Below are 7876 nucleotides of genomic sequence, written 5' to 3'. Positions count from 1 at the left end.
CCGGGCTCTGGGACGACCCGCACCCGTGGCTGAACCCGGCCCGTCCCTCGCAGGAGGTGCTGGGCGAACTCGACGCCCTGGTGGGCCTGGAGAGCGTCAAGCGTGAGGTCCGTGCGCTCACCGACATGATCGAGGTGGGCCGCAGGAGGCAGCGCGCCGGGCTCAAGGCCGCGTCCGTGCGCCGGCATCTCGTCTTCACCGGCTCCCCCGGCACCGGCAAGACCACCGTCGCCAGGCTCTACGGAGAGATCCTGCACTCGCTCGGGGTGCTTCAGCGAGGGCACCTCGTGGAGGTCTCCCGCGTCGACCTGGTCGGCGAGCACATCGGTTCCACGGCGATCCGCACCCAGGAGGCCTTCGACCGCGCACGCGGCGGCGTGCTCTTCATCGACGAGGCCTACGCCCTCTCCCCCGAGGACGGCGGGCGCGACTTCGGCCGCGAAGCCATCGACACCCTGGTGAAGCTGATGGAGGACCACCGCGAGGAGGTCGTGGTGATCGCCGCCGGCTACACCACCGAGATGACGCGCTTCCTCGCCGTCAACCCCGGTGTGGCGTCCCGCTTCTCACGCACCATCACCTTCGGCGACTACGCGCCGGAGGAGCTGCTGCGGATCGTCGAACAGCAGGCCCAGGAGCACGAGTACCACATCGGAGAGGCCGCCACCGAAGCGCTGTTGAAGTACTTCACGGCGCTTCCCAAGGGCCCTTCCTTCGGCAACGGCCGCACCGCACGCCAGACGTTCGAAGCCATGGTCGAGCGGCACGCGGGCCGGGTGGCCCAGCTGACCGAACCGAGCACCGAGGAACTCACCCTCCTCTACGCGGACGACCTTCCCGACTCACTCTGATCCGCTCCCGGCTTCGGGCCGGGCACGGGTGTCCTCGCCCTGGCCGCCCTGCCGCGGGACGCCGCCCCCCACGCCGGCCGGAGCGCCCGGCCCCGCTGACTCCTCCGGAGCACAGCCCAGTGCGGGTTCCCGGCTGCGCAGTCGCAGCAGGAGGCGGTCCCGCTCCTCGTCGAAGACCGGGTCCGCCTGGTACTCGCCGTGCCCCAGGATCGGTGCAGGCAGCGGATGTTCGACCGTACGGCCGTACTCCAGCGGATCCAGCAGCGGGCCGCGGTCCACGCCCGGCGCGTCCTTGTGCGGATCGCCGCCGGCGGGGCGGACGGGGCCTCCGATGGGGTCTGTCAGACGCCACAGGTTGCGCCAGCAGTCCACCTCGTGGTGGAGGTCGCGCAGTTGGCGGGGGCCGAAGTAGGCCGGGAACCAGCGCCCGTAGAGCCGCTCCAGCGGCGATCCGTAGGTGAGCAGGGCGACTTGACGGCGTGTGTCCGGCTCGAGGTGCCACACCGCCGCGGCGGCCAGGACGCTCCCCTGGGAATGGCCGGAGATGACGAGACGGCCGCCTGTCTGATCGGTCCATGTGGCCATCCGCCAGGCCAGGTCGGGCACGGCGCGTTCCGCGTAGCACGGCGGGGCGAAGGGGTGTGCCGCCCGGGGCCAGAAGGTGCCGACGTCCCAGAGGATGCCGATGGTGCGGCGGGCCGAGGCGTCGCGGTAGGCGCGGCGGCCCCAGGTGATGAAGAGTACGAAGGCGAGGCCGATGAGCCAGGAGCCCAACGCCTGTGCGACGTCGGCGAATCCGTCGATGAAGGCCGGCATGCCGTCCGCCGCGCGGCCCGGCACCTCTCCCGTCATCCAGGTGCCCAGCACGGCGGCCCCGCCCAGGAGAAGGGTGGACGCGGCGACCACGCCGACGACCCACGACGCGGAGTCGGTGAGTGCGGCACGGGCGACGACGGAGGCGATGCGGCGTGAACGGGAGGGATCCGGCAGGGAGTTCGGGTAACCGCGCTCCACGTCGTCCGTCATCTCCCGGCTGCGGCGGCCGAGCCGGAGCAGGAACCACACCACCAGCAGCAGCAGCACGCCGAGCAGTACGGGGATCGTCGAGGACTGCCAGGTCAGCAGGACGGGCGGCCCTTCGATCAGTCCGTTGCCCGCTCCGGGAGTCCCGGGGCCGTCCAGCCAGTCACCGACGCGCTGGGTGACACCCCCGGACATCACGCCGCCCAGCGCGCACGCCAGCATCGCGACTGCGGAGGCACCCAGGCCCTTCAACGCCGTCCGTTCGACGGGCAGTTCGCGGTGCAGCATGATTCCGAGCACGCCCAGGGCGGCCACCAGCAGTCCCTGTCCGACGGCGAGCACGCCGAAGGTCTCGTCCCCCGGCAGCTCTCCCCCGGCCGACACCCAGTCGGGCCGTGACCAGGCGGCGTGGAGCACCGCCAGCAGGAGGACGGCGACGGTGATGCCCGGCAGCACCCGTACGGTGACCTTGTCGAGGGCGTCGTCGGGCTCGCTCTCCTTGCGACCGCGCCGGCACACCACGTACAGCACCCACACCGCGCAGGCGACGACCAGCACCTCGATCACCCAGCCGAGCACGTCAAGTCCCGTACTGCCACCGGGTTTACGGTCGTAGCGCGTCGTGGCGGCTGCGAGCGCGGCGGCCACGGTGAGGAATCCCGCGGCGGTGTGCGCCGCGCGCAGCCGTGCCACCAGCCGCTTGCCGTACCAGAATCCGGGCATGCACAGCGCGGGCCGCTCCATCGACTCGGCGTCGTACTCGTTCATCTCGCGGCGCAGCGGCCGTTGCGATTCGTACGCCGCCCAGGTGCGGTGCGACAGCCACCACAGCAGCACGGTCAGCACGGCGGGTATCGCGGCGGCCAGCGCCAGGCGGCGTCCCGGCTGACTCCACCAGCCGCCTCCGCCCGATGGGCCCTGCGCCATGAATCCGAGCCAGGAACGCTCCGCGGCGCAGGCACTCGAGCCCGCGCACTGCCATGCCATCAGGTCGAGTGCGACCTCGCAGGCGGCGGCGACAAGCAGCACGGTGAGGCTCAACGCGACCAGGCGCACCAGGGCACCGTGCAGGCGCACCCGCAGCGCGGACGAGTGGCCGCGCACCGTCGGGCGCATCCAGTGGGCCAGGTTGGCGACCATGAAGGGAAGCAGGATGAGCCACAGGGCTCGCGCACCGTTGCCTGAGGTGAGGTTGCACCAGGAGTACGCCTCAGCGACGGGCTTGTCGCGGTAGTCCTGCGGGCGGGCCTCGGCGTCGACGTCGTCCGTGCGCCGGTAGACCGCCGCCGTGCTGTCGCCGGTGACGCGCTCTATGCGCGGATCACCCAGCATCTCCTCCGGCGTCGTCCCGCCGACGCCGTGCACGAGCAGTTCCAGATTCAGACCGGGCGGCGGCTCGACTCCCGACTCCTCGTGGGCAGTTCGGGCGACGCGAGGCGCTGCGCCGGTGTTCTCGTCCTGCTGCAATGTCCGACTCCCCCGAGGTGTTCGCGGCCTGCGGTCCAACTCGCCCCAGCATCATTCCCGGAGTGGGGCGCACGCAGGCTGATCACACAGAAGCCGCGCGAAATCGTGACGTGCGCTGCAACCCTCGCCACATGGGAGGATGTCGGCCCGGCACGTGTGGTGGACGAAGGGACGGAAGACGCGGTGGGCGACAACCAGAACCTGCTCGCTGAGCAGCGGCGGGCGCTCATCCTCGAGGAGGTGCGCCGCCGCGGCGGCGCCCGGGTCAACGAGCTGACCCGGAAGCTGATGGTCTCGGACATGACGGTGCGTCGGGACCTGGACGCCCTCGCCCGCCAGGGCGCACTGGAGAAGGTGCACGGCGGCGCCGTACCGCTGGCGGAGGCCAGCACGCACGAGCCCGGCTTCGAGGCGAAGTCCTCCCTGGAGCTGTCGGCGAAGGCGGAGATCGCACGGGCCGCCGCCGGGATGGCGCAGCCCGGCAGCGCGATCGCCCTGTCCGGCGGGACGACGACGTACGCGCTGGCGCAGCACCTCGTCGACGTCCCCGACCTGACCGTGGTCACCAACTCGGTGCGCGTGGCGGACGTCTTCCACACCAGGCAGCGCGGTCCGGGCGGCGGGCGGACGCCGCGCCCCGGTGCCGCCACGGTGGTGCTGACGGGCGGCGTGCGCACCCCCTCGGACTCACTGGTGGGCCCGGTGGCCGACGCGGCGATCCGCACGCTCCACTTCGATGTGCTCTTCCTGGGCGTGCACGGGATATCTCCCGAGGCCGGGCTGTCGACGCCGAATCTGGCCGAGGCGGAGACGAACCGGCGCTTCGTCGGCTCGGCACGACGGGTCGTCGTCGTCGCGGACCACACCAAGTGGGGGACGGTGGGCCTGAGTTCGTTCGCCTCGCTGGAGCAGGTCGACACGCTGGTCACCGACGGCGCTCTGCCCTCGGAGGTCCGTGCGGAGATCGAGGAGCACCTGCCGGACCTGGTGGTCGCAGGCGAGCCGGAGAACGGTGCCGACGGCGAGGTGCCGGAGGCCTGAGGCCCCGGTGCCGGATTCCCGCTAAGGAAAGCCGGCCTCGGGGCGGCCGGTGCCGTGCGGCCCCAGGGCCGGGCGGCAGTGCGTCAGCTGCCGGTCCAGGTGCCGGTGGCGAGGAAGGTCTCGAGGGTCCGCGTGTACGGGGCGATGTCGAGGCCCTGTCCGGCCAGCCAGTCGTCGGAGTAGTACTTGTCGAGGTAGCGGTCGCCCGGGTCGCAGATCAGGGTGACCACGCTGCCCGTACGCTCCTCGCGGATCATCTCGGCCACGATCTTCAGCGCGCTCCACAGCCCGGTCCCGGTGGAGCCGCCCGCACGACGCCCGATGGCCTGCTCCAGCGCCCGCAGCGCCGCCATGCTGGCCGCGTCGGGGACCTTCATCATCCGGTCGACGGCCCCTGGCAGGAAGCTGGGCTCCATGCGGGGACGGCCGATGCCCTCGATGCGCGAGCTGCGCTCGCTGGAGGCGTCGGGGTCGCCGCCGGTCCAGCCGTCGAAGAAGCAGGAGTTCTCCGGGTCGGGTACGCACACGCGGGTGTCCGCCTGCGTGTAGCGCACGTAGCGGGCGATGGTCGCTGAGGTGCCGCCGGTTCCCGCGGTGGCCACGATCCAGGCGGGTTCGGGGAAGCGCTCGCGTTTCATCTGCTGGTAGATCGATTCCGCGATGTTGTTGTTGCCCCGCCAGTCCGTTGCCCGCTCGGCGTAGGTGAACTGGTCCATGTAGTGGCCGCCGGTCTCCTCCGCGAGGGCGGCGGAGACCTCGTACACCGTCCGGGGATCGTCCACCAGATGGCACCGGCCGCCGTGGAACTCGATGAGGCGGGTCTTCTCATGGCTCGTCGTGCGCGGCATCACCGCGATGAAGGGCACGCCGATCAGCTTGGCGAAGTAGGCCTCGCTGACGGCGGTGGAGCCGGACGACGCCTCGATGACGGGCCTGCCGGGCCGGATCCAGCCGTTGCACAGGCCGTAGAGGAACAGGGAGCGCGCCAGCCGGTGCTTGAGACTGCCGGTCGGATGCGTCGACTCGTCCTTCAGGTACAGGTCGACGCCCCACTCCTCGGGCAGCGGGAAGGCGAGCAGGTGCGTGTCGGCGCTGCGGTTGTTGTCGGCCTGCACCTTGCGGACGGCTTCCTTGAGCCAGCTGCGGTACCCGGCGTCGCTGCGGTCGATGTCGATGGTGGGGGCGGCGGCGCCGCCGTACGGGGCGGGCTGCGGGGGCCGCGAAGCGGCGGGCGGTTCGGTGGTGCTCACGGGCCGATCATAAAAGGCCCTCTGGCGGAGCCCGCAGCTTGCGTGCACACTTCACAAAGGGTATATGGCGGCCTGCTGGGGGCACCCGGGCTGTTATGGATCGGTGGGAGGAAACCGTGGCGGAAGCGGAGTACGAAGCGGGCGGGGTCCGGATACGGCGGATGCTTCGCTCACTCACGCGCGCGGGTCATGTCCAGGTGAGAGACGGGCAGTTGGTGCTGATGACCAGCTACGGAAGCGAGATCGACAGCGCTCCCGTGGACAAGGTCCGCATCAGCAACTACGGCATGCCGGACAGCGCGCTGGCGACCATGGGCGGCACCCGCTATGTGCTGCAGTTCGACCTGGGCCTGCGGGCGGGGCTGATGAACGCGGTACGGACGGCCCGTGCCAAGGCCGCAGCGGAGCGCGGAGTGCTTGGGGCCTGAGCCTCGCGTTGCGCGAGCGAGGCAACCGGCTCATCCTGACCGTGTGTCCTACATCACATGCATCTCGCACCTCGTCGGCCTGCCCGTGAAACGGGAGCAGGCGGAATGACCGGCCGGGCCCCGGCACGGTCGCGTACGCACTGCGCGGTCGAGTTCCAGGCACTGCCCTCGCGGATCGGCCAGGTACGCCGGATCGTGACGGCGCAGCTGCGCCACTGGCGGCTGGACCCGCTCATCGATGCGGCAGCGCTCGGCGTGACCGAGCTGCTCACCAACGTTCACCGGCACACGGGCCCCGACAAGCACTGCACGGTCGAGATCGTCCTGCTCAAGGACCGGCTGACCGTCTCCGTACGTGATCACGATCCGCGGCTGCCACGGCTGCGCGCTGCGGAGTCCACGGCCACTCACGGCCGGGGCATGGCCCTCATCGCGGCCGTCAGCGACAGCTGGGGCATGCGGGCCCAGAACGACGGTTCCGGGAAGGTCGTGTGGTTCACGCTTCCCGTCGTTCTCGGTACGCCGCTCCGGCAGGCCGCCGTCCCCGGGACCATGCCGGCCGTCTCCGCTCTCGCCGCCGCCGCGTTGCCCGAGGCGGTCGTCGAGAACGCCTGACGGCCGCACCGCGGGTGGCTGCCGCACCCGAGGTGCGACAGCCGCGCGCAGCCCACAGCCGACCCGCTGAACGGACGGTCCCGCGGTCTACTCCGTGGCGATCGCCCGCAGGACGTTCAGCCGGGCCGCCCTGCGCGCCGGCCGTATGCCCGCTGCGAGCCCGGCCACGAGCCCGACGAGCGCCACCACTCCCAGACGCAGCGGCGGCAGGTCGAAGACTCCGGTGCCGGCGCTGTCCGACGCGCCAACCAGCGCCCAGCCCAGGAAACCGCCGAGCACGAGGCCGCCCGCCGTGCCGAAGGCCGCGACCAGCACCGACTCCCAGCGCACCATGGCCCGCAGCTGCGCGCGGGTCTGTCCGACCGAGCGCAACAGGCCCAGCTCGCGGGTGCGTTCGTGGAGGGCGAGGGTGAGGGTGTTGGCGATGCCGAGCAGGGCGATGAGGACGGCCAGGGCCAGCAGCGCGTAGACGAGGGTGAGCATCATGTCGATGCCGCCGGCGGAGCTCTGCGCGTACTCCTCGCGCGTCTGCACGGCCGGACTGCCGTACGGGCGCGCCACCTTGGTGACCGCGGCCTTGCCCTCTTCCGGGGAGACACCGCTCTTGAAGGTCACCGCGAGGAGCATGTCGGAGTCCTGGGTGCGGTGCGGGGCCCATGCGGAGCGGGACAGCACGTAGTCGCCGGCGAGTTCGTTGCGGTCGTAGACGGCTTCGACGGTGAAGCGCTGCCTTTCTCCGTCGGTGAAGGCGAGTTCCGCGGTGGAGCCGGGACGCCAGCCGTGCTTCGCGGCCTCTTCTGCGGCGACCGCGAGGCCGTCCCTGCCGAGACCGCCCAGTGAGCCGCGGACACCGGTCAGGTCCAGGACGTCGCCCAGCCGCGCCGGGTCCGTGACGGTCAGCTCCCGGCCGGCCCCCTCGACGCGGGCGGCTCCCCGGCCCAGCCCCAGCGCCGTCTCCACCTCCGGCAACTCCGACAGGCGCGGGCCCAGTCGAGGGCTCAGGCCGCTGCCTCCGGCGCCGAACGCGGGAGCGCTCAGAGCGACGTCGCCCGCGAAGGAGCGGGAGACCGTCGTGTCCATGGTCGCCTTCAGCGACGAGGCGAAGACGGTGAACAGGGAGACGACTGCGACACCGATCATCAGCGCGGTCGCGGTGGCGGCCGTGCGCTTGGGGCTGCGCAGCGCGTTGCGCTGTGCGAGA

The 7876-nt window shown here is 71.7% G+C and carries 7 protein-coding genes; 4 read left to right on the top strand and 3 right to left on the bottom strand.

Going from position 1 to position 7876, the window contains the following annotated elements; all coding sequences use genetic code 11:
• Positions 1-851: AAA family ATPase (locus tag H5J26_RS25760; RefSeq protein WP_181768363.1), on the top strand; the 851-nt coding region annotated here is incomplete at its 5' end.
• Here H5J26_RS25760 and H5J26_RS25755 read toward each other — a convergent pair.
• The gene (locus H5J26_RS25755; RefSeq protein ID WP_235981104.1) at positions 843-3257 is read right to left on the bottom strand and encodes a hypothetical protein; all 2415 of its coding nucleotides are present in this window, start codon (positions 3255-3257) and stop codon (positions 843-845) included. The two genes, H5J26_RS25760 and H5J26_RS25755, sit on opposite strands and share 9 nt — an antisense overlap.
• 267 nt (positions 3258-3524) lie before the next feature.
• Here H5J26_RS25755 and H5J26_RS25750 point away from each other — a divergent pair, with 267 nt between their 5' ends.
• Positions 3525-4382, top strand: coding sequence for a DeoR/GlpR family DNA-binding transcription regulator (locus H5J26_RS25750; protein WP_181768364.1), 858 nt, complete (start codon positions 3525-3527; stop codon positions 4380-4382).
• 83 nt (positions 4383-4465) lie between these two features.
• On the opposite strand, the gene H5J26_RS25745 is transcribed toward H5J26_RS25750, so the two are convergent.
• Positions 4466-5632, bottom strand: coding sequence for a PLP-dependent cysteine synthase family protein (locus tag H5J26_RS25745; protein ID WP_181768362.1), 1167 nt, complete (start codon positions 5630-5632; stop codon positions 4466-4468).
• 116 nt (positions 5633-5748) lie between these two features.
• Between H5J26_RS25745 and H5J26_RS25740 the strand changes: the two genes are divergently transcribed.
• Positions 5749-6060, top strand: a complete 312-nt coding sequence (locus H5J26_RS25740; RefSeq protein WP_181768361.1) for a hypothetical protein — start codon at positions 5749-5751, stop codon at positions 6058-6060.
• Between the two features lie 105 nt (positions 6061-6165).
• A complete protein-coding gene (locus H5J26_RS25735; RefSeq protein WP_181768360.1) occupies positions 6166-6675 on the top strand; it encodes an ATP-binding protein in 510 nt (169 codons plus the stop codon).
• A gap of 87 nt (positions 6676-6762) precedes the next feature.
• Here the strand turns inward: H5J26_RS25735 and H5J26_RS25730 are convergent.
• Positions 6763-7876, bottom strand: a 1114-nt coding sequence (locus H5J26_RS25730; protein ID WP_181768359.1) for an ABC transporter permease, incomplete at its 5' end; no start/stop codon positions are given.

Origin of the sequence: Streptomyces albidus (ex Kaewkla and Franco 2022), assembly GCF_013870515.1 — a bacterium.
Classification (GTDB): Bacteria; Actinomycetota; Actinomycetes; order Streptomycetales; family Streptomycetaceae; genus Streptomyces; species Streptomyces albidus.
This window is presented reverse-complemented; position numbering and strand designations above follow the sequence as displayed.